18 protein-coding genes and 1 tRNA gene are annotated in these 21,224 nt (G+C 58.5%); 4 read left to right on the forward strand and 15 right to left on the reverse strand.

Translation table 11 applies throughout. The annotated features are described in order from the left end of the window. Nucleotides 1-158 precede the first annotated feature (158 nt). On the reverse strand, nt 159-1,574 hold the full coding sequence (hemW, locus tag H3V08_RS02980; protein WP_332461773.1) for a radical SAM family heme chaperone HemW: 1,416 nt from the start codon (nt 1,572-1,574) through the stop codon (nt 159-161). Between the two features lies 1 nt (nt 1,575). Continuing rightward, nucleotides 1,576-3,453, reverse strand: a complete 1,878-nt coding sequence (gene lepA, locus H3V08_RS02985) for a translation elongation factor 4 (protein ID WP_198181544.1) — start codon at nt 3,451-3,453, stop codon at nt 1,576-1,578. Nucleotides 3,454-3,596: 143 nt separating this feature from the next. Here lepA and rpsT point away from each other — a divergent pair, with 143 nt between their 5' ends. After that, nucleotides 3,597-3,857: a 30S ribosomal protein S20 gene (gene rpsT / locus H3V08_RS02990; RefSeq protein WP_033490132.1), complete on the forward strand. Its 261-nt coding sequence runs from the start codon at nt 3,597-3,599 to the stop codon at nt 3,855-3,857. Nucleotides 3,858-3,892: 35 nt separating this feature from the next. Here the strand turns inward: rpsT and H3V08_RS02995 are convergent, their stop codons facing one another. The 3 genes from H3V08_RS02995 to H3V08_RS03005 all read right to left on the reverse strand — a co-directional run bounded on the left by H3V08_RS02995 (nt 3,893) and on the right by H3V08_RS03005 (nt 6,825). After that, nucleotides 3,893-4,696: a trimeric intracellular cation channel family protein gene (locus H3V08_RS02995; RefSeq protein WP_198181545.1), complete on the reverse strand. Its 804-nt coding sequence runs from the start codon at nt 4,694-4,696 to the stop codon at nt 3,893-3,895. 167 nt (nt 4,697-4,863) lie between these two features. Then, the gene (locus tag H3V08_RS03000; protein ID WP_033490134.1) at nt 4,864-5,991 is read right to left on the reverse strand and encodes a branched-chain amino acid aminotransferase; all 1,128 of its coding nucleotides are present in this window, start codon (nt 5,989-5,991) and stop codon (nt 4,864-4,866) included. 207 nt (nt 5,992-6,198) lie between these two features. After that, nucleotides 6,199-6,825 (reverse strand): 50S ribosomal protein L25/general stress protein Ctc, encoded by a 627-nt coding sequence (locus H3V08_RS03005; protein ID WP_033490135.1) that lies wholly within the window; start codon nt 6,823-6,825, stop codon nt 6,199-6,201. A 254-nt stretch (nt 6,826-7,079) separates the two neighbouring features. Here H3V08_RS03005 and H3V08_RS03010 point away from each other — a divergent pair, with 254 nt between their 5' ends. Next, entirely contained in the window at nt 7,080-9,098 is a 2,019-nt protein-coding gene (locus H3V08_RS03010) for an AMP-dependent synthetase/ligase (protein WP_033490137.1), read from the forward strand. 136 nt (nt 9,099-9,234) lie between these two features. Here the strand turns inward: H3V08_RS03010 and era are convergent, their stop codons facing one another. From era to H3V08_RS03040, 6 genes are all read right to left on the reverse strand, one after another. Beyond that, nucleotides 9,235-10,275, reverse strand: coding sequence for a GTPase Era (gene era, locus H3V08_RS03015; RefSeq protein WP_442859341.1), 1,041 nt, complete (start codon nt 10,273-10,275; stop codon nt 9,235-9,237). Beyond that, the gene (locus tag H3V08_RS03020) at nt 10,262-11,653 is read right to left on the reverse strand and encodes a hemolysin family protein (protein WP_045921297.1); all 1,392 of its coding nucleotides are present in this window, start codon (nt 11,651-11,653) and stop codon (nt 10,262-10,264) included. The genes era and H3V08_RS03020 overlap by 14 nt, the downstream gene beginning before the upstream one ends. 19 nt (nt 11,654-11,672) lie before the next feature. Continuing rightward, on the reverse strand, nt 11,673-12,245 hold the full coding sequence (gene ybeY / locus H3V08_RS03025; RefSeq protein ID WP_051875652.1) for an rRNA maturation RNase YbeY: 573 nt from the start codon (nt 12,243-12,245) through the stop codon (nt 11,673-11,675). Then, on the reverse strand, nt 12,242-13,633 hold the full coding sequence (locus H3V08_RS07490; RefSeq protein ID WP_332461772.1) for a PhoH family protein: 1,392 nt from the start codon (nt 13,631-13,633) through the stop codon (nt 12,242-12,244). Before H3V08_RS07490 ends, ybeY begins: the two co-directional genes overlap by 4 nt. A 28-nt stretch (nt 13,634-13,661) precedes the next feature. Further along, nucleotides 13,662-14,009, reverse strand: a complete 348-nt coding sequence (locus tag H3V08_RS03035; protein ID WP_198181546.1) for a histidine triad nucleotide-binding protein — start codon at nt 14,007-14,009, stop codon at nt 13,662-13,664. 99 nt (nt 14,010-14,108) lie between these two features. Next, entirely contained in the window at nt 14,109-14,888 is a 780-nt protein-coding gene (locus H3V08_RS03040; protein ID WP_198181547.1) for a 16S rRNA (uracil(1498)-N(3))-methyltransferase, read from the reverse strand. Between the two features lie 149 nt (nt 14,889-15,037). On the opposite strand from H3V08_RS03040, the gene H3V08_RS03045 reads away from it, so the two are divergent. Next, nucleotides 15,038-15,124 (forward strand) — tRNA-Leu (locus tag H3V08_RS03045). A 694-nt stretch (nt 15,125-15,818) separates the two neighbouring features. On the opposite strand, the gene H3V08_RS03050 is transcribed toward H3V08_RS03045, so the two are convergent. Continuing rightward, nucleotides 15,819-16,496: a hypothetical protein gene (locus tag H3V08_RS03050; RefSeq protein WP_198181548.1), complete on the reverse strand. Its 678-nt coding sequence runs from the start codon at nt 16,494-16,496 to the stop codon at nt 15,819-15,821. Between the two features lie 1,101 nt (nt 16,497-17,597). Between H3V08_RS03050 and H3V08_RS03055 the strand changes: the two genes are divergently transcribed. Next, nucleotides 17,598-18,467 (forward strand): TrmH family RNA methyltransferase, encoded by an 870-nt coding sequence (locus H3V08_RS03055; protein WP_198181549.1) that lies wholly within the window; start codon nt 17,598-17,600, stop codon nt 18,465-18,467. 131 nt (nt 18,468-18,598) lie between these two features. Here H3V08_RS03055 and H3V08_RS03060 read toward each other — a convergent pair whose 3' ends face one another. From H3V08_RS03060 to sufU, 3 genes are all read right to left on the reverse strand, one after another. Further along, nucleotides 18,599-19,912, reverse strand: a complete 1,314-nt coding sequence (locus H3V08_RS03060) for a uracil-xanthine permease family protein (RefSeq protein ID WP_198181550.1) — start codon at nt 19,910-19,912, stop codon at nt 18,599-18,601. A 79-nt stretch (nt 19,913-19,991) separates the two neighbouring features. After that, on the reverse strand, nt 19,992-20,639 hold the full coding sequence (locus tag H3V08_RS03065; protein WP_198181551.1) for a metal-sulfur cluster assembly factor: 648 nt from the start codon (nt 20,637-20,639) through the stop codon (nt 19,992-19,994). After that, nucleotides 20,639-21,208 carry a Fe-S cluster assembly sulfur transfer protein SufU gene (gene sufU / locus H3V08_RS03070; protein WP_198181552.1) on the reverse strand — a complete coding sequence of 190 codons (570 nt, stop codon included), beginning with the start codon at nt 21,206-21,208 and terminating at the stop codon, nt 20,639-20,641. The genes H3V08_RS03065 and sufU overlap by 1 nt, the downstream gene beginning before the upstream one ends. Between the last annotated feature and the right edge of the window lie 16 nt (nt 21,209-21,224).

Raw genomic sequence — 21,224 nt, forward strand, 5'->3', positions numbered from 1 at the left:
ACTTCATAGAATAACCCATCCGCGTATCACAACCGTGTTACTTATCGGAAGTGCGGCCCGTGGAATCTCCACTGCCTCTTTCCATACAATCGGAGAACCGAAGGTCGCGTTTCAGGCGACGCAAGATGAAAAGGCCGGGCGGAACGCCCACCCGCCGATTACCAGGTTCCGATGGACTCCAGCACCCGCTCGACGACCAGGTCGTTCAGCAGCCTGCCTTGCCGGGTGGCTCTGACCCTTGGGCCAGCCACTTCGACAAGACCCTGATGAATCAACCCCTGCAGGACTTCCCGGGAGGGGCGGCGGCCCGACATGGTTTCAAGCCTATTCAGGTCCAGCCCCTCGCTCAGACGAAGCCCAAGCATGACCGTTTCCTCCAGGTTTTGGGATCCGGTAAGCACTTCCGCCCCCTGCCAGGGGATCAGGCCATGACTCATGCTCTCGGCCCAGGCCCTGGGATGGGAGATGTCCCAAGAGCGTAGCGAGGCGCCCGTCAGTTCATGGGAGTCGGGATGGGGACGCTGCCACCAGGGCAGGGTCACTTCATTATCCCGCACAGCTCCCGGTGATGCCGTGCCGTCGATATTGCATGGGTCCTGGAGTTCTCCACTCCCCGTTGAGGCGACTTCCGGGGAGTTGGTACGGCGGAATCCCGACGCGGGAGCACTCGCGGCCGATACGTTCTGGAGGTCATCGCCACGGCGCTCATTGCCCGCCTCAGCCGGAAGGTAGTGGGAATGGGCCCCCGGCCCTATGCCTGCCCAGTCCACGTTGTGCCAGTACCCAAGGTTGTGCTTGCACTCGTATCCGGGTCGGGACCAGTTCGACACCTCGTACCATCCGAGGCCGGCCGCCGACAGGAGGTCATCGGCCAACTCGTACTTGGCGGCCTCGTCGTCATCGTTGGGGCCGGGAAGACGGCCTGCGGCCACCGCCCTGCCCATCTTGGTGGTGGGCTCCAGGGTCAGGGCATAGGCCGAGACATGATCAACACCGAGGTCCAAGGCCGCCTCAAGACTGGTCCGCCAATCCTCAAGACTCTCCCCCGGCGTCCCGTAGATCAGATCCACACTGGCTTCGAGTCCCAGGGACCGCGCAGCCTGTACATTGGCGTCTACATTGGCCGGCGTATGAGTACGGTCCAGGGTCTTGAGTACGTCACTGACAGCCGACTGCATCCCGAAGGATACCCTGGTGAACCCACCACGAAGCAGGGTTTCCAAATAGGCTGAATCAACCGTATCGGGATTGGCCTCTGTGGTGATTTCAGCCCCTTCTTCGAGGCCCCAGAGGTCACCTGCCGCACGAGCCATCCGAACAAGATCGCCAGGCGGGAGGATGGTGGGGGTACCGCCGCCGAAGAAGATAGAGGATATCGCCGGCTCGGTTATACCTCGCGACTCCTGCCAGGCCTTTGCCATCCGCATCTCGCGAATGGCAAGATCGGCATAGTTTCCCCTGCTGGCTCCCCCGCCCAGGTCGGTGGCCGTATAGGTATTGAAGTCGCAGTACCCGCAACGCCTCAGGCAGAAGGGAACATGGATGTAAACCTCGAAGGGAGGCCGTTCCTCCACCTCACCCCTCCTTCTTGGCCGCTGCGCGAATCTTATCCTTGGTATCCCGGTCATTGGCCTGCTCGGTGCTCAGGGCCGCGATGAAGGCCTCCTGGGGAACCTCCACATGCCCCAGCATCTTCATCCTCTTCTTGCCTGCCTTCTGCTTTTCAAGGAGCTTGCGCTTTCGGGTGATGTCGCCGCCGTAGCACTTGGCAAGCACGTCCTTACGCAAGGCGCTGATGGTCTCGCGGGCGATGATCCTTGATCCGATTGCCGCTTGGATGGGAATCTCGAATTGCTGCCGCGGTATGAGCTTGCGAAGCTTCTTGGTCATCATGACTCCATAGGAGTATGCCTTGTCCTTGTGGACGATGGCCGAGAAGGCATCGATCTTTTCTCCTTGGATGAGAATATCGACCTTGACCAGTTCGGCCGACTGGGTGCCTGCGCTCTGGTAGTCCAGGCTGGCGTACCCCTTGGTCCGGCTCTTGAGCTGGTCGAAGAAGTCGAAGACAATCTCGGCGAGGGGCATCTTGTAGTGCATCTCCACGCGTTCAGGACTCAGATACTCCATGGTCCCCATCTGTCCACGATGATCCTGGCAGAGTTCCATCACCGACCCGATGAACTCCTTGGGGGTGATGATGTCGGCGTTGACCACCGGCTCGGTGATCTTCCTGACCTTCCCCTCCGGGAACTCGCTGGGGTTCTTGACCAGGTGTCCACTCCCGTCCTCCATGGTCACCTGGTAGGTGACGTTGGGGGCTGTGGCGATCAGATCCATGTCGAACTCGCGGCTCAGGCGCTCGGTCACAATCTCCATGTGGAGCAACCCGAGGAATCCGCACCGGAAGCCGAAGCCCAAGGCCACGGAGGTCTCAGGTTCGTAGACCAGGGCGGCATCGTTGAGTTTGAGCTTGTCCAGGGCGTCCCTGAGCTCGGGGAACTGTGCGTTGTCAATCGGGAAGAGACCCGAATAGACCATGGGTTGGGGGTCCTGATACCCAGGTAGCGGCTCTGCCGCCGGGTTGGCCTCGGAGGTTACCGTGTCGCCGACCTTGGATTGGCTGACATCCTTGACGCCGGTGATCACGTAGCCCACCTCGCCGGCCCCCAGAGCCTTGGTCGGTGTCATATCGGGGCTGATCACGCCGAGCTCGATGGGATCGTGAACGGTGCCCAGACTCATCATCCGGATTCGCTGCCGGGCTTTGAGCTCCCCGTCCACCATGCGGATGTAGGTCACAATCCCCCGATAGGAGTCGTAGACGGAGTCGAAAATCAATGCCCGCGCCGGGGCCTTGGGGTCGCCTTCGGGAGGGGGGACCTCATCAACTATCCTGTCGACCAGCTCCCTTACCCCTTCACCGGTCTTTCCCGAGACGCGGAGGACCTGGTCCACATCGCATCCGATCAGGTTGGCGATTTCCTCGGCGTGCTTGTCGGGCTCGGCAGAGGGAAGGTCGATCTTGTTCAGGACGGGAATGATGGTCAGATCATCATCCAGGGCCATATACAGGTTGGACAGGGTCTGTGCCTCTATACCCTGGGTGGCGTCCACCAGAAGGACGGCCCCCTCGCAGGCTTCCAGTGCGCGCGATACCTCGTAGGTGAAGTCAACGTGGCCCGGGGTGTCAATCATGCCCAGGGTGTACTCCGTGCCGTCTTTCATCCAGGGAAGGCGGACCGCCTGGGATTTGATGGTGATTCCCCGCTCCTGCTCGATGTCCATCCTGTCCAGGAAGCGGTCATGCATCTCTCGCTGAGATACGATTCCGCTCAGTTGCAGGATCCTGTCGGCCACCGTGGACTTGCCATGGTCGATGTGGGCGATGATGCAGAAATTACGGATCAGCGACTGGTCGGTGAATCCTGGTTGATTCTTGGCATGCTCCACCGGGCTGTTCTCCTATCTAAGCTTGGATTATCGATTCTAGCCGATGCCCTGGGCCATGATCCTCCGGGAGCGGCTTCTTATCCGCAACCCGTGCTAGTATTTACGCTTGTCTGTACAGATTACATACATCGTTTGGAGCAACATTGGCAAACATCAAGTCGCAGAAGAAGCGGGTTATCACCAACGAGAAGGCACACCTGCGCAACAAGGAAGTCAAGAGCGCCATCAAGACTTCCGTTCGTTCCGTCCGCAAGGCCGTGGATGCAGGTGACAAGGAGGCCGCACAGGCCGCCTACCAGGTTGCCGCCCGCCGCCTGGACAAGGCCGCCGGCAAGGGTGTGATTCACCGCAACCAGGCCGCCAACCGCAAGTCCGGTCTGGCCACCGCCATCAACGCGCTCTGACCTCACCGGTTTTCGAACCGAACTGGACCACCATCCTAAGCGCTGGGATGGTGGTCTTTTTTGATGCCCCGACGACGGTGAACCGAGCGCTTGGACGATATGGTCACTTTCAGATCCGACCTTCCACGAAGCATGTGCCTGATGGCCGCACCTATCTGTTCATCGCTCATCGGCAGATGGGCCTTGCTGCGCTTGACCGCCCCGGGGATGACGATGTCGAATCTGACCGAGAGCAACCTGAGGGCCACAATCAGAGCAACGACGAAGAGTTCCAGCAGCATCTCAACCTCAGTGGTGTAGAGCCCCCGTTCCCGGCACCGCACAACCACCAGCGTCAGGAAGCAGCCTATCAATGATGGCATGGCGTACCAATGCTTGTCCTGAATGACCGCCGGTATCTGGTTGAGGAGGACATCCCGCAGAAGACCACCGGCCAGGGCTGTGGCCATCCCCAGGAACATGGCCGTCATCCCGCCGCTTCCCAGACCAAGGGCCTTGGCCGTGCCGTTGACCGCGAAGGCCCCCAGGGCCATGGCGTCGGTGACAAGGAGGAGCCACTTCATTCGGTCTATCTCGGGATGGGCCACGGCCACGACCAGGCCGGAGAGGATGGTTGCCAGCACGGCTCCCTTGTCCGTGATGCCAACCGGCGGCACCTGCCCCAGCATTACATCACGGACGATTCCTCCCCCGAGGGCCGTGATCCAGGAAACCAGAAGGATGGATATGATGTCGAACTGCTTGCGTACAGAGGCCAGACCACCGGCAAGCCCGCAGCTGAAGATACCCAGATACTCGATGGCCAGGAAGATCAGATTGCCCTCCAAGACGGTCTTCATGCCCCTGCCTTTCAAACGGGCCAGGTTGAACCGGCCCCGGTCTGTATTCGGTCCAAGCCTAACGGAGGTCTGTCCGCCACATGCCGGTTGCAGAAACTGAAACCACATAAAAACGGCGGACCGTATTCTCGAAGAATACCGGTCCGCCGTCCGCTCTCAAATCAGTCTCAGCAGACTTTCCACATCCAGTTGTGCGGGTCCTCTTTTTCACCCAGCTGAATGCCCAGGAGCTCGTTGCGCAGATCCATGGTGACCTGGCCTGAGCCACCGTCGGAGACCTGGACGTCGAACTCCTCCGACTTGAAGCGACCGATGGGTGTGATGATGGCTGCGGTTCCGCAGGCGAAGACCTCGGTGACCTCACCCGACCTGATGTCCTCAAGAAGGTCCTGGAGACGGATCATGGTCTCCACTACGTCGCGTCCCTGGTCATTGGCCAGCTGGATCAGGGAGTTCCTGGTCACTCCCGGGAGGATGGTTCCCGTCAGGCTGGGGGTCTCCAGATGTCCATCCTTGTGAACGGCGAACATGTTCATGCCCCCCAGTTCCTCCAGGAAGGTCTTGCTCGCCGCATCGACGAAGCAGACCTGTTCGCACCCCTCGGCCTTGCCTCGCTGCTCTCCCAGGAGGGAGGCGGCGTAGTTACCGCCGCACTTGGCGAAACCGGTGCCTCCGGGGCCTGTGCGGAACCACTTGTCCTCAACCCAGATGCTGACCGGTTTGACTCCACCTGCGAAATAAGGGCCGGATGGCGAGGCGATGACACAGTAATCAACCTCATGCGGGGCCCTCACACCCAGGAAGGGCTCCGAGGCGAACATGAAGGGACGCATATACAGGGTGTACTCGCGACGCGTCGGGACCCAACCGGCATCCTGTCGGACCAGGGCCGCCACCGAGCCAAGGAAGTCCTCTTTGCTCAGGGGCGGGAGGGCCAGACGCTTGGCGGAATTATGGAATCGCTCCGCGTTGGCATCAGGACGGAAGAGCCAGATGGAGCCATCCTCGTGATGGTAGGCCTTCAGCCCCTCGAACACTTCCTGGGCATAATGCAGCACAGAGGCTCCCGGATTCAGGGCCAGCGGACCATAAGGTTCGATTCTGCGATCACCCCATCCTTCATCCTGGGTCCACCTCATGTGGGCCATATTGTCGGAAAAGAGCTGCCCGAAAGCCGGCTTGTCGATCAGCCCGGCTCGCTCTTCGTCGCTGGCCGGATGGTCGTTGGGCACAACCCGGAAGGAACTCGCCATGCTCTCCAGTGCTGCCGATTCATGATGTGATTGATCTGCCATTCTTGCCACTTCTTCTCACTGCTGGTTGGGTTGTTGGGCGCTGCGCTTATGACGGCGGCCGTTAAGGGAACTATGACATAGACACCAGGATGCGGAGTTTCATGTTTCACATTCTGACCGAGGCCATCCGCATGGTGTCCGAATAAGCAAAGGGGCCGGAAAGGCTACACACGCCAATCCGGCCCCGGAAGTAAGGCTACCGGTGAATCACTCGGCGGACTCCTCCGAAGAGGCCGCACCTTCGGCCCCACCCTCGGCAGAGGCGGCACCGGCTTCAGGAGCAGCGGCCTCTTCCTTCGGGATCTCGACAGAGACGATGGAATCCTCGAGATCGTCGATGATCAGTTCGGAACCTTCGGGCAGCTTGATGTCCTTGGCCAGGACCTTGTCGCCGTCGGACAGGCCTTCGACGCTGATATCGATGCGCTCGGGCAGGTTGGAGACATCGGCGCGGACCTGAAGGTTCTGGGTGTCGATGAAGGCAACGGCGGCACCCTTGGTCTCACCATTGATGAAGACGGGAACCTCAACGGTGACCTTCTCGCCCGCACGGACCTCGTAGAAGTCGACATGCTCCACCTGGCGCTTGACCGGGTTGCGCTGCACGTCCTTGACGACGGCCATCTTGGTCTTGCCATCGAACTCGATGCTGAACAGTGCGTTGGCGCGACGCAGAGCCAGGGTGGTCTCACGCATAGGAAGCTTGATGTAGTCGGGCTGGGCACCACCGGCGTAGATGGTGGCCGGAATCTCCTGGGCCACGCGCATACGGCGGGCTGCGCCCTTGCCGAACTGGTCGCGGACTTCTCCCGTGAGCTGGATGGTATTCGCCATGTTGTTTCCTCCTTGGTTGGTAAAGGATCGGCCTGTGCCGATCCTGGCGCATCGCCGCGTCGGATTCCAGGGCCATCCCGTAAGGAGGTCGATGACAATCACGCCGAGTCGATCACGGAGACGGAAGGCCTCCCTCGCCAAAGCAACCCGACAAATATACCACTTCCTCTGCCAGTTGCCAAGGTGGACAATAGACCGGGAATTTCCAAGACCACGGGTATCCTTGACATATCTGATTGTCATAAGGAGTCAATGTGTCGATATTAACATCGGTCAAGTCTTACGTGACGCACTATGTGGGCCATGAGGATGACCCGAAGGGGAACCCGAACACGGCGAACACTGCAGGGACTGGCCGCATGACCGACCAGGACAATACAGGACTACCCACCAAGCACTTCTGGTCTGCGGACTATGCCACCACCACCTTCATGGACCAGGGTCTGATGACGGCCCGGACCGATGGCATGGACCCGGTACCGGACACCATGACTGTGTATGACATCTACGCGGACCGTGCCCGCCGCACCCCGGACAAGCCTGTGCTTCACTTCGTCGAAAACGGCGCCTGGACCTATAGGACCGGACGGGAGGTCCTGAACGATATCCGCAAGACCGCCAAGGGCTTCCTGCATTACGGCATCAAGAAGGGCGATGCCGTGGCTTTCATGTGCCGCACCAGCTACGAGTGGGACATCATCGATGCAGCGGTCCTTTCCATAGGCGGGGTCATCGCCACCATCTACGACACGGATTCTGCAGAGCAGATCCGGTTCATCGTCAACAACTCCGATGCACGACTTCTGGTCGTCCAGACGGCCGATATGAAAGCCAAGGCCGATGGAGCGGAAAAGGACTGCCCCACCCTCGAGCGCATCTCCTGCCTTGAATCCGGCCTCCTTCAGGAGCTCCAGGCCTATGGGGAATCAATCAGCGATGCCGAGTTGGACCAGCGGATCAACTCAATCAGAAAGAGCGACCTCTGCTCCATCGTCTACACATCCGGGTCCACGGCTGCGCCCAAGGGTGTGGAAATGACCCATGAGCACTACTGCCAGCTCGCTAGGAACCTGAACGCTTTCATCCCCAATCTGACGTACGATCCGGAGGGGTCCATCCTCCTCTTCCTCCCCCAGGCCCATACCTTCGCCCGAGCCATCAGCTACGGGGTGATCTATGGCGAAATGCAGGTCTACATCTCCTCTGGCCTGGCGACCCTCCTCCCCGACCTCCAGGAATCAAAACCAACGGTCATCATCGGCGTACCCCGCGTTTTCGAAAAGGTCTACAATGCCGCTTCCCAAAAAGCGGGCCACGGCATCAAGGGCAAGATCTTCTCCGGAGCCGCCGAGGCGGCACGCAAGTACATGACCGACATCTCCGTCCAGGGGTGGCCCACCAAGCGCGATGCCATGCGCAGAGCCATGTACGACCCGATTGTCTACAACTCACTCAGGCAGGTCCTTGGCGGCAAGACGAAGTGGATTGTTTCAGGCGGCGCTCCCCTGGACCCCCAGCTCCTCGGCTTCTTCCGCGGTGCCAATGTGCCGGTCTATGAGGGGTATGGCCTTACCGAGACCACGGCCCCCTGTGCATTCAGCCCCTTGGGTACCCCTTACCATAAGGGTTCCGTCGGCATTCCTTTCCCCGGATTCACCATTCGCATCGCCCAGGACGGCGAGGTGCAGATCAAGGGAACCTGCGTCTTCCATCGCTATCACAAGAACGATTCCGCCACTGAGGATGCCTTCACTCCCGACGGATGGTATGCAACCGGCGACCTTGGGCGGATTTCACGCGACGGTTTCCTCTCCCTTACCGGAAGGAAGAAGGACCTTATCATCACTGCCGGCGGGAAGAACGTTTCCCCCAGGCCCATCGAAGAGGCCATCGAACGATCTGAAATCGTCTCCCAGGCTCTGATACTCGGCGACAAGCGGCCCTTCATCTCCGCCCTGGTGACGCTGAACGAGGAGGCACTGCGTCCCTGGCTGGCCTCCAAGGGGCTCGACCAGAACATGTCCACGCAGGAAGCCGCGGAGAATGCCGTGGTCAAGGCGGAGGTCCAAAAGTACGTCGACAAGGCCAATGAGGGCGTTTCCCGGGCGGAGTCGGTTCGCAAGTTCATCATTCTCCCCGAGGAATTCACCCAGGAGAATGGGTTGATGACCCCCTCCATGAAGGTGATTCGGCCCAAGGTCATCAAGCGGTACGCCGACCTGCTCAATACGAGGATGTACGTTTCCAAGAAGACGAAAGCCACCCGCCGGTAAACAGAGTTCCACCGGACAGACAGGCGGCCGTCAATCGGGTTCATACCGACTGACGGCCGCCTGCTTTCGTATCACTGCACCTCGTTCAATCCGCATCGGACAACCCCTCCGACCGCAGAAAGAAACCGGGTTTGAATCAGAAGCCGAGCTTTTGCAGCAGCTTCGGATCCCCCTGCCAGTTCTTGGCCACCTTGACATGCAGATCGAGCGTTGCCTTCTGACCGAGGGTTCGGTTAACTGCAGTCCGCAGCTTCTTCTTGACCCTCACCAGGTGCTCGGCTCGATGGCCGATGATGATGGGCTTCTGGGAATCACGCTCAACATAGATGGAAACGTGCACCTGTGCCTTCTGCCCATCCTCGGGCGGCTCGATCGAATCGACGGTCACCGCCAGCGAATGGGGCAGCTCATCATCCAGCTCCTCAAGGAAGGCCCCACGAACCAGCTCTGCGATAAGATCCTCGGGCCGCTCCTCGGTCAGCTGGTCCTCCGGATACATCTGAGGCCCTACAGGCATGGCATCGATAAGGACCTGCTTGACCTCCTGGACGTTGTCCTCGGTCAGGGCGCTGACCGGGACGATCTGGTCGAAATCAGCAAAGGTCGATATCTCGATGAGCTTGGACACCAACGAGTCCCTGTCCAATCGGTCTATTTTGGTCACCACTGCGATCAGGGGCTTACGCCACTGCCACTTCCCGTCCTTGTCCTTGCGGGCAAAGTCCGACCTGAGCCTGCTCAGAATCCTCTTGTCGCCCGGACCGATGACCTGGTCACCAGGCAGAAGGAAGGCGATGGCATCGACATCCGAAAGGGATGCGTCCACCACATCGTTCAGCCTCTGCCCAAGAAGGGTTCGGGGCCGGTGGATGCCGGGGGTATCAACGAGAACCAGCTGGGCATGAGGATCGGTCACGATGCCACGGATGGCCTTGCGGGTGGTTTCCGGGCGTGACGATGCGATGGCGATGGGTCTGCCCACCAGGGCATTCATCAGGGTCGACTTACCCACATTGGGTCTGCCCACTACGGCCACGAAGCCCGAGCGATAAGGCTGGTCCGCAACGGCCTCGTCGGCTTCCCCGATATTGGAGGTTCCCGGATTGTTCCCGGGGACGGTCACCTCGGTGTTCTTTTCCTTCATCAGTTCCTGTTCCTTGTCGTCAGTTCTGCTCATTGCCGGCAACTTCCTGGTCCATCGGTTCCTCTTCCAGGGTGATGTCCGAATCATCAGCTGGTTCCACGATGATGGCCGCTATCTTCTTCCGCCGTCCGGTTGCGTCCGCTGCCGTCAGTCTGATCCCCCTGGTCACCGCAGAGGACCCTTCAACGGGTACCGAGCCGAGCAGTTTGGTCAGGAGTCCGTAGACCGTGTCCACATCGTCCTCGTCAATATCTATCTCGAAGAGTTCTTCAAGGTCAGCAATGGATGTACGCGCAGGCAGACTCCAGGTATGCGGCCCCACCTGCTTGGGCTGATCGTGCTGGACCCTGTCGTGCTCATCCTCCAGCTCACCGACGATCTGCTCGATGGCATCCTCGATGGTGACAAGCCCCGCGATGCCACCGTACTCGTCAACCACCACGGCCAGGTGGTGTCTGGATTTCTGCATGTAGTGGAAGAGGTCATCCACGGGCTTGGACTCTGGAACCAGTACCGGCTCACGCACGAAGGACTCGATGGATCCCTCATCCTTCCGTCGTCCCAGTGATATGGCTCTGACCACATCCTTCAGGTAGACCACGCCAATCAGGTCATCCATGTCCTCTCCGATGACCGGTATCCTGGAGAATCCCGAACGGGAGAAGAGCTTCAAAGCCGCTTCAGGACTAGTGTCCTTCCCCATGCAGATCATATCCGTTCTGGGAACCATGATCTCACGTGTCAGGGTGGTGGAAAGGGTGAGGACGTTCTTGAGCATCTCCGATATTTCAGGATCGAAGGCCCCGGCCTCAACCAGCTGGTCGACCATGGCCCGGCCCTGCTCGATCTGAATCTTCTCCAACTCCTCGTCATCCGAGAGGTCACTCCGTCTGGAGCCCATGGATACGGAACCGTTCATGCGCCTCTTCTTAAAAGGCGCCAGTCGAACAGCGATGGAAATGATGCGAACGTACCTGAGCAGGATTTCCAGCGGCTGCTTGGCTCCATTCCTCCGAGGACCAATAGTGACCGAAATCATGGCCACCAGAACAGCTGCCACGAGGCCGCAGACAACCTGCTCCCAGACCGGGAAACCGGCAACCTGGGTCATTCCGCCCACCAGAAGGCCGATGAGGATGTCGCAGATGATCCTGAAGTAGGCGCACCCGCTTGAGGTCGCCTGGCGCTGCGAAATCAGCTTTTGGGCCTTGTGTATCCTGTCGATCCTCTTCATCCGGGAGAACTGGCTCAGGTCCTGGTCCGTCTGTAGGCCCAGAATCAGATTGTTCAGACTGGATCTGGTTACTCTGGTCACCGATCCTTCGGCCGCAGCCAGGATCAGGGAGAGACCGACGAGGATCAGTACCACCAGTGCCAGGGCAACCAGTATCAGAATCGAACGGTTGGTCATCGCGACTCCTCTTCCTGATTCATGAACGACTCCTATGACCGACCACGCCCGTCCCGGGACCATGACCAGGGTCTCTGCTGTCTTCATATGCCGCCAGGGCATTGAAGGCTCCGGATGGCAACGAGACCTCGCCCATGGGACCCTGCCTCAGTGACAGGAAGGTCAGCAGGAGCTGACGTTGCAAGCCGAACATCTGACCTTCCTGGGCCCTGGTGGTGTGATCATAGCCAAGCAGGTGGAGGGTGCCGTGAATGGTCAGGAGGAGCATCTCCTCCATCACCGAGTGCCCGGCCGCCTGCGCCTGCTGGGCCGCAACCCACGGGCAGATGACGATATCGCCCAGAATGCCCTCCACCTTCCGGCTCCCGTCACCGGGGCGAAGTTCATCCATGGGGAAGCTCATGACATCGGTCGGCCCCTCAAGGTTCATCCATCGCTCATGCAAGGAGGCCATGGGGTCCGGGTCGTTGAAGATGATTGTCATGTCTGACTGGGTGCTGACCTGCATCTGATCCAGTACCCAGACCCCCAGGTCCGAGAAGGTCTTTGCATCGATCTCCCACTGGGTTTCGTTGGTGACTTCGACGCTCATGCCTTGTTGGGCCTCCTGTCTGCCTTTGCCCCCACCTTGTCGTAGGCCTGTACGATCTTGCCCACCAGCCGGTTACGAACCACATCCCCTGCCTCAAGATGCACAAAGGCGATGTCGTCAATCCCGCCAAGAATCTCCTCGATGGTGGCGAGTCCGGATGTCGGCAGGCCCAGATCGACCTGGGTGATGTCGCCGGTGATGACCATCTTGGTGTTGAATCCAAGCCTGGTCAGGAACATCTTCATCTGCTGACGGGTGGTGTTCTGTGCCTCATCCAGGATGACGAAGGCATCGTTGAGGGTACGACCGCGCATGTATGCCAGGGGCGCCACCTCGATGGTCTCGTTGCTCAGATAATGGTGCATCCTCTCGGCGCCCAGCATGTCGGAGAGGGCATCGTAGAGGGGCCTCAGATACGGATCCACCTTCTCATTCAGGGTTCCAGGCAAGAAGCCGAGACTCTCACCGGCCTCGACCGCCGGGCGGGTGAGGATGATACGACTGACCTGCTTGGCCCGGAAGGCCTGCACCGCCTTGGCCACTGCCAGATAGGTCTTGCCGGTTCCCGCCGGTCCGATACCGAAGGTGATGGTATGCGTCTGGATGGATGAGACATAGGCCATCTGGCCTGCGGTCTTGGGGCGGATGGGGCCCTTTGACGAGTACGCCAGAGGGCTTCTCATGACCGATGCCACGGAGAAGGTCGTCTCGGAATTCGTTCCTTCGCCTGATCCCGCCTGTCGAAGCGAGTCCCGATCATCAGTATCCGGCGTCATACCGTCACCCATGTGCTCTCCTGGAATTCCACCGTCTCCATCATGCCGTGGGTTCGTCCGGTTCCCTTTGGTGCTTCCCTCATCCCTTGCACCGGCGAAGTTCCACAAGTCAGAGGTCACCACGGTTTGATTTTCGGTATGACCGTCAGAACCTTCGATATTTGATATATCTCCGCTCGTATACCTGGTATTGCCCTCTTCACGGACTTCATCCGAATCTTCATCTGCCAACCGGACCTTCCCGACAACCGTGTGGTCGCCGCTTTCCGCGCGCAGGTCGCGGGGAACCTGCCCCGGAGCAGAAACCGGGACGGCACCGGTCAGGGTGGAATCGCCCATACGACGGTGATCGAGGAGCCTGCCAACCTGGTCAGCATCCAAGGGCGCTTGATATGCGGCCTGAACCAGTTCGGCAAGCAGGTCGTATACCTGGCTGGCCTCCCTGTCGCCCCTTGGCTCGGTCGCGGTCAGAACGATCCTGTTCCCGCGAATCAGCGTATTCACATGAGGAAATGCGCGTTCGATTCGCTCCATAACCGCATCTCCGGGTCCCAGAACAAGAACGGGATCGATTTCCGCTGGTATGTCCAGCGTTCGCGTCGTTACCGCCACGTCATTCTCCCCGTCGACTCGGCACCCCTCACTCGGGGAGGACCTCACCTGTCAGGACGTGCGCGTGGACGTGGAATACCGACTGACCGGCATCCTCCCCCGAGTTGAAGACCAAACGATAAGCCCCATTGAACTCCTTGTCGGCGATGGACTGGGCCACCTCGACGATATGGGCCAGGGTCTGAGGCTCGGCCTTGGCCAGCTCAGCCACATTGGCATAGTGATTCCGGGGAACAACCAGAACATGGACCTTGGCCTTGGGATGGGCGTCCTGGAAGGCATAGACGCTCTCGTCCTCGTAGACCTTCCGGCTGGGAATATCACCGGCAATAATCTTGCAAAAGACGCAGTCATCACCGCGCGCGGAATCACTCATAGTCGCTCCTTGTCCGAACCCTGCCGAGTCTGAAATGCACTATTCCCATCATATGGTTCTTGCCAGATATTTCGCCCGGATTGAAGCGTAAACACCCGGTCAGCGCTCCCAGCGGCCAAGGGAACCTGCCAGGAGGGAGAGGGCGACCGGTCCCGCAGTCGAGGCTCGCATGATATTGGTACCCAAGGCAGTGGCTACAGCACCGGCCTCAATCATGGCCTGAACCTCCATCATGCTGATCCCCCCTTCCGGGCCGATTACAACACGTACGCTGCCGCCTTCCGCCATGTCGGCGACCTGGGCCTCGACATCCCTCCAGGCCATGGTGGCATCCTGGTGGAGCACCACCGTCAGATCACCTCTGGCTGCTGCCTCGCGGCAGTCCTGGACCAGGGACCGACTGGTCATGGCCTGCAGGAGTTCCGGCGTTATGGCACGTCTGGACTGCTCGGTTGCGGCATCCAGAACCTGACGCCACTTACGATCGGTACGGCCTTCCTTCCACTTGGCGATGGACCTGTCCGCCTGCCAAGGACGGACTGCATCGACCCCGATCTGTGTTGCCATGTCTATGGCACTCTCGTCGTGACCCCCTTTTGCCAGGGCCTGGACCAAGACCAGGGACACCCTGGGCCCGCTCTCCCGTCCCACGGCCGTCACTTCGACCAGACCGGTCGAAGCGTCCCTGATGATGGCCTGGAGCCTGAGTCCATGACCATCGGAAAGCTGCAGCTCGTTGCCTTCAGTCAGCCTCATCGATTGGATGGCATGTCGCCTGATGCGCGGGGGCAACTCAAGTTTCCATCCCGTATGCAGTTCGTCGCTTGCAAGGGGGGTGTCATCTTGTTGCGGGTCCAATAGGAAGAGTGGTGCGGTCATGCTTTCAGGCTACCGGTGGCGGTCGAAAACCGCTCCTGCAAGGGGTGTTTGCCAGGTGTCCGGCGCCTGCTGATGCGACACGCAAACCCCTTCCCTATGCGAAACCGGCCGGAAGATGCTATAGTATCCTCTGTTGCGAAAACGCACCTGTCCGGGTGGCGGAATGGTAGACGCGCTAGCTTGAGGTGCTAGTGCCTATTTATACAGGCGTACGGGTTCAACTCCCGTTCCGGACACTCCACACATGAACGATATCTTGCTCTCGCAAGATATCCTACTATCACACTGCCTTCCGGTTTTGCTTTATTCTTGCGTCTCAGAAGTATATCGTCAAGGCCTCTAAAGCACCGAAGGTAGCAATTGAAAGTACCAGTGCTGATGCCTGAAACGCACGGAAGTTGGGCCCACTGCCCGCCAAGGATACGCTTCGAAGAGGCGTTCGGATAGTCCGCCGCGTCCACGAGCTTCAGTGTCGTCAGTCAGCTAATGGGCGCAACGCTCTACTTTTCAAGCTTGTACATAGCAACCGATGGCAAATCAATAGATGACCGTGCTTCACTCGAGTTGTTCAAACTCTTGACCGATAAACCTACACAACCCGGTGAGACAGTTTACTGGGTCAGACAATTCAATCTGGCACATTTGTATATCGCCCTTTTGAGCAGCGTTTCGAACGTCGCGGTGGCAAGCTAACGGGTTACTTCTGTATGTTCGCATAGATGCCGGTATGTCGCGCACTGCCGCAAACAAAACACCATTAATGGAAGAGCGCGGATGAAGGGCTATTTGAACCATGGAAAGGACTTGGACCTTACGTTTAGCGTTATACCCGACATGCCGAAAGGCCCTCAAAGATTGGTGAAGAACGGAATCGTATCCGAAAATCCCCCGCCGATTACAATAACAGAACGAGAAGCTTCTGAGCCGCCATCAAGAACCAATCTGAGGGAAAATCTGCGCAGCAGTCATTGCAAGACTGGGGGCCTCGACTATAAAGCCAATTGCCAAATCGTGAAATGTCTGACGTACATTTTCCCACCTCCCCTTCTTCTCTTCGGACGTTTCCTCGATAGCTATATTCAAAGACTCGCGTAGCCGCGCGAAAGCTATCTCTAAGGCGAAATCGCCGGTTATCGAATATTCATCTAAAGCAATTTCCGTCTCGCGCATTAGGCGATTGATATATAGCGCCAATCCGACGGGCAAGTCCTCACTTACTTCACCTAGCGCTTTTCTGGCCTGCCCAACCAAATCATCGATAGTCTTCCGTTGGGATTCAGTGAACTGTAAAGAAGAATCCTTCATACGCGTACTCAAAGTCTTCAAACCCAGAAGATCACCGGACTCTAATTCCCCCCTCGTATCTACACCGAAATCTGCTGACCAATTCAACGTATACCCTCCGAAAGGTTTGAGAGCAGAACGTTTGATACGAGACATGCAATCTTCGTAGAGGTCCATGTCTTCACCTTGTTCTTTCAACGAATCAACAAAATCAGCTACTTCTTGCACGGCAGCGACGATATCCGCAAACCGATACCCAATAGCCTCTGCTGATGTTGCCGAATTACTCTTGAAGTAACCCAATAGGTAGTCAGCAGCGTTCATTAATTCACATCCTTCGAAGGGAGCCTTACCTGGCATACGGCTTTGATTTTCATCTTAAGGGAAGAGTCGTAGCCAACACAATCCGGCACATACCCCGACGCGCACCAGCCTTCGGAATCCCACAAACCAAACTGAGGACACCTTCGACCGTAACCACGACCCTCACCTCGAGACATTCTAAGCATACGCTGTACCACTTTCCTATACCTGCTCTAGTGGAATCAAGGGTAAGTGGATGTGATATATCTGTAGAGTGTTGACATCCTACTCGTCTGTTCTGCCCTCATCATCGGCTGACACATTAGATGGGAGAAGCGCGCCGATGAGACTATCCCAAGCCAACTTGGAGCTCATCTAGGAGGCCCCAACCAGCAGCAAAGGTCTCCGCCAGACTTACCTCTTAAGGGGAGCAGGAAAAATCCCAATCCTTACACCAAACGCCGGAGAAGTCAACAAGCTGAAAATGGCTTGTGGTGAGACTGATGCAGCCGGTGGTGCTATACGAGTGGCAATCTTCGGCCTAACCGCTGCTAGCAGTCGCCCTAGCTATGCTGGCACACTCAGGAGTTCCGATAATGTCGAATCCATCAGACTATAGCCAATGCGCTAACCAAAAGGCCGTCAGACCAATTGAGTCGTCCCAAGGGCCACCTCCTGATAGGTCCTGCCACCAATATTGCACGACCTATGGCCTTGAAGACTTAGCGTCAGACAGACCTTACGCGCCGACTGTAGCAGGGCACTCAAGTTCTAGAAAACCCGTCAGATTCGGGCACTGCGTTTTGATTCCCACAACAACCAACGAACAGTAGCAGGACGCGGCCAACTCTAAAAGAGATAGGCCTACCAATTAGACGACAAGCATTGCGCAATTGAAACACAGACGATTCAGCAAACCCATCGCACAACAAGACAACAAATCCTGAACCTACTCTGGAACATCTGACAGGCGTACACTAAAGAGTCATACTCGTTTCTTATACTCGCGACTGTCATCGTGACCTAGTAGAGATGGCCATTTTTAGTTAAGTCGAAGGGGACAACCTTCGGGCTTAGAGGCGTCGTCACTCATCTAGGCTTCGTCACGAAGGAGGAAGAAGCATGCGCACCGTTCGAATCAGGTCTGTCGATGACGACTGCATTGAGGCATATACGCACCTCACGGAAATGCAGCTGAGGAACAGGCTTGAACCAAGCAAGGGACTGTTCATCGCCGAGTCACCGAAGGTGATTGCCCGCGCCTTGGATGCAGGAGTGGAACCCATCTCCTTCCTGGTGGAGGAACCCTGGTTGGATGGGATGTCCAGCATGTTCAACCAGGTCGATACCGCCTTCGGGCCGGATGTCCCCGTCTATGTGGCAAGTCCCGAGCAGTTGAAGTCCATCACAGGATATCGCCTCCACAGGGGTGCCCTGGCTGCCATGCGTCGTTGGCCCCTCCCCTCTGTGGACCAGCTGTGCAGGACCGCAACCAGGGTAGCCGTCATGGAGAATATCGTCGACCATACCAACGTCGGCGCGCTGATGCGGTCTGCGGCAGCCTTGGATGTGGACGCCGTCCTGGTGTCCCCGTCTTGCTCGGATCCGTTGTACAGGCGGGCAGCCCGGGTTTCCATGGGCACGGTCTTTCAGGTGCCCTGGACCCGAATCGGCGGGGACGACAAGAGCTACTGGCCGGTCCAGGGACTGGAGGACCTGCACCGTCTGGGCTTCACGACTGCCGCCATGGCCCTGAGTGACGACTCGATCAGCCTCGACGACCTGACCGCACGCCTCTCCCCCCGTTCATCCCCTTCGGATCCCGGACACATCGACAAACTCGCCCTGGTCTTCGGCACAGAGGGCGACGGGCTGTCCAAACAGACCATAGCCCATGCCGACCTGACGGTGCGGATACCCATGAGCCACCATGTGGACAGTCTGAACGTCGCCGCCTCGAGTGCAGTGGCCTTCTATGCGACGCGCCCCTGATCTGATCAGCCAGCACCCGACACACTCAGGAACCGAACCACATCAGCGAGACTACCGGCGGCACATCGACTATAAGGAAGGGCACCCATGCTGTTATGCAGCATGGGTGCCTTCTGCATAGGAGTCCCGGATCAGGCCTCGGATGGACTCGTCTGGTCTTCGTGGATGTAGTCGTCGCCGTCAACGGTGCCACGCCAGCGACCGATGGCCTTGAGGCCGTGGTACATGACCAGGGTGGCCACCGAGCCGATTGCAATGCCGTTGAAGCTGATTCCCGCAACCGCAAAAGTGAAGTCCGCGATGCCCACAATCATGACGATGGCACCAACGGTCATGTTGACCGACTTGCCGAAATCAACCTTGTTCTCCACCCAGATGCGGATGCCAAGCATGCCGATCATGCCGTACAGCATGGTTGTGACCCCGCCCAGAACACCGGCCGGAATGGTGTTGATGACAGCACCGAACTTGGGGCAGAGGCTGAGGAGGAAGGCGAAGAAGGCTGCACACCAGTAGGCGGCCGTGGAGTAGACCTTGGTGGCGGCCATAACACCGATATTCTCGGCATAGGTGGTGGTGCCCGACCCGCCGCCAAGTCCGGCGAAGAAGGTACCCAGACCGTCGGAAATCAGGGCCGTGCCTATTTGATCGTCATAGTCGCGCCCGGTCATCAGGGAGACCGACTTGACGTGGCCGATGTTCTCAGCGACCAGAACCAGAACGACCGGAATGAACATGGCCAGGACACTCATGTCGGCTTGCGGCAACTGGAAGTGAGGCAACCCGAGCCAAGCGGCCTCCTTTACAGCTGTAAAGTCCACCTCGCCTTGGGTTATGGCGAAGACATACCCCACCAGGACACCAAGAAGGATATTGAGTCGACCTATGAGCCCCTTGAAGAGGACCGAAATAAGCATGACCGCGACCAGGGTGACCAGGGCGGTCACAGGCGCAGAGCTGAAGTTATTCCAGGCGGAGGGGGCCAGATTGAACCCAATAATCGACACGATGGCACCAGTGACCATGGGTGGCATGACCATATCGATCCACCTGGAGCCTGCGTAGTGCACGATGACGCCAATCAGAAGCAGAAGAGCACCTGTGACCATGATGCCGAAAGAAGCGACGGCCAGACCCTTATGAGCTGAGGTGACTGCCGCAATCGGCGCAATGAAGCCGAAGGAACTTCCCAGATATGAGGGGAGCTTGTTCTTGTTGATCAGCAGGAAGAGGGCCGTGGAAAAGGCCGTGAAGAAGAGTGTGGTCGACGGATCGAATCCGGTCAGAATCGGCACCAGGAAGGTCGATCCGAACATGGCTACGACATGCTGTGCGCCTATACCCGCTGTGCGCGGCCAGGTCAGTCGTTCATCCGGTTCCACGACTTCGCCGGGTGCCAGTGTCTTTCCGTCGCCGTGTAGTTTCCAGCCCATGGAAAATGACATATCGCGTGCTTTCTCTCATACGCCGTGCCGGTCACGGCGGACCGGAATCATCATTGTATTCGCTGGGTCGGACCTGGGCTCAGTCGTAAGTGGGCATGTTCTCGAAGTTGAAGCCGATGGCGGCCAGTTGCTCACGCCCGTCAGGAGTGATCATGTCCAGACTCCACCGCGGTGTCCAGGTCCAATCGATCCGGAATTCCTCGACCAGCCCCGCCAGGACGCTGGCGCACTGGTCCTCTATCAGGTCGGTCAGAGGGCAGGCCGGGGTGGTCAAGGTCATCGTGATGATGGCGCGGCCCAGCTCGTCGATTTCGATTCCGTAGACCAGCCCAAGGTCCACCACATCGATACCCAATTCAGGGTCGATGACCTGGTGGAGGGCCTCCCGCACATCCTGGGCTGTCGCCCGACCGATATCGTCAACGGCTTTCAGTGGAATGGCCGAGGTCTCTCCCACCGGTTCCTCCGCAACCTGATTGTCAGGGTCGGCACCCTCCTCGCCATGTGAACTCTCAGCCTTGTCCTTGGACTGGTCCGCCACCTTCTGGGATCCCACAGTGGAACGAACAGGTGCAGGATCGGACCTGGTTCCCATTCCCATGATGGACTCCGCCTGGGTCGGATTCTGTGCCAGGGCCCTGGCCTTTCCTTCATCGTCGATGGCACGGTTGACCGAGGCCAGGATGGAATCCTGTGGCTCTGGTACCAGATTGTCCGAAGAACTCATCACGCCTGCTCCTTTTTCTTGTCCATATCCGTCAGAGCCCTGGCCACGGAGGCCTTCATGCCCTCCCAGCCCAGAAGAGCGCACTTGATGCGCATGGGATATTTGGATACACCCTGGAAAACCACCGCGTCGCCAAGCTCCTCCTCGGCATCCTCTTCCTGGACACCCTCCCCGCGAGATTCCATAAGGGTGTGGAACTCCTGTGCTAGCCGCATGGCTTCGTCCACGGTTTTCCCCTCCACCAGATCCACCATGACCGAGAGGCTGGCCTGGGAGATGGAGCACCCATCTCCTTGCCAGACGATTCGCCTGATGGACTTTGGCTGGCCGTCCGTGCCGTCGGATACCTCGACGTGGATGGTGGCGTGGTCGCCACAGGTGGGATTGAACTGATGGGACTCGGCAGGCACGCAGTACTCATGCTCCACCTTCATGGTCACATCAGCATCAGGGTCAGTTGAGACTGACTGATCCTCCGGCACACGTCCATGAGGGTCCCTGGCCGCCTCCAGGATGACCTCCTGATACATCTGCTCCAGTTCCCGATCGCTCATCCCAAAATCTGCCATGCCTTCAACCTACCTG

Source organism: Bifidobacterium sp. M0307 (genome assembly GCF_016100445.1).
GTDB lineage: Bacteria > Actinomycetota > Actinomycetes > Actinomycetales > Bifidobacteriaceae > Bombiscardovia > Bombiscardovia coryneformis.